The organism is Salmonella sp. SAL4457 (assembly GCF_046548235.1).
Taxonomy (GTDB): domain Bacteria; phylum Pseudomonadota; class Gammaproteobacteria; order Enterobacterales; family Enterobacteriaceae; genus Salmonella; species Salmonella enterica.
The window spans coordinates 1-436 of sequence record NZ_JBGDZO010000068.1 but is presented as its reverse complement, the minus strand read 5'-3'; the positions used below and the strand labels follow the sequence as shown (position 1 = coordinate 436).

The window sequence follows — 436 nt, the reverse complement described above, 5'->3', positions numbered from 1 at the left end:
GTCCAGGCGTTCGACGCGCAGGCCCAGGCTCTCGGCGAACCCGGCCTGGGCATGGAAGGCTTCGTACAGCGGCAGCGCCTGGAACTCGCCGGCCAGCTTGAACGGCTCCAGCGGCGCCTTCGGCTGCCGCCGCGCGCCCTCTTCCGGCTCCGCCGGCGGCGGCAGTTCCAGCAGCTTGTGGGTCTTGGCGCGGAACGCCGGGCTTTCCGCGTAGCACTGCTGGTAGGCCTGCTTCAGCAGGCGCTGCTGGGCCGGACGCAGGCGTCCGGCGGCAAGGGGGTTGTCCGGCTCGGCGGCGGGGTCGCGGTCGTCCAGTTGTTCGAACGAGCGCGGATTGCCGAGCACCTCGCGGGCCAGGCTGCCGAGCGCCGAATGGAAAGTGCGCACGCAGTGCCGCGCCTGGGCCGCGTCGATCGGGTACTGCCAGTGCGCGAGC

The 436-nt window shown here is 72.7% G+C and carries 1 protein-coding gene; it reads right to left on the bottom strand.

The window, feature by feature from the left end; all coding sequences use genetic code 11:
* Window positions 1–436, bottom strand: a 436-nt coding sequence (locus tag ACLJNW_RS23260; RefSeq protein ID WP_410961095.1) for a hypothetical protein, incomplete at both ends; no start/stop codon positions are given.